At 58.6% G+C, this 507-nt stretch carries 1 protein-coding gene; it reads left to right on the top strand.

What is annotated here, in order from left to right:
- Positions 1-149: 149 nt before the first annotated feature.
- A partial coding sequence (gene flgB, locus AC1DT3_RS23945; RefSeq protein ID WP_477467629.1) for a flagellar basal body rod protein FlgB occupies positions 150-507 on the top strand: 358 nt, incomplete at its 3' end.

Below are 507 nucleotides of genomic sequence, written 5' to 3'. Positions count from 1 at the left end.
TGATTCCATATTCCGGGCGCACCGTGCGGGATCCGACTCTGCCGCAGGATCATTAAGGAGATCTGAAGGCGCGGTGAGAATCGCGTCAGCCTCGGGCAAGGTTACGCGCTTAGACCGTCCGGTGACGATGCCCGAACTGGAGGTCTTTCGTGGGACCGGTCTATCTATTCGATCTTGCTTCTCGGCAGGCGCAATGGCTGTCCGTGCGCCAGGCCACCGTTTCCGGCAACATCGCGAACGCCAATACGCCAGCCTACAAGGCCAAGGACGTCGAGCCTTTTGCCGACCTTCTCGACAAGACGAAGCTGACGATGGCATCGACCAACGCAGGCCACCTCGGATTCGACGGCGCGAATGTCCGCTCGAGCAAGGTGAAGAAAGCCGACAGCTGGGACATCATGCATTCCGGCAATTCGGTCAGCATCGAGCAAGAGATGACGAAGGCTGGAGAGATCAATCGCGATCACTCGTTGAACGCCGGCATCGTCAAAGCCTTTCACCGAATGG

Source organism: Microvirga sp. P4_G7, from assembly GCF_056401005.1.
The sequence above is the reverse complement of the archived record's forward strand: the minus strand, read 5'-3'. Positions and strand labels throughout refer to the sequence as shown.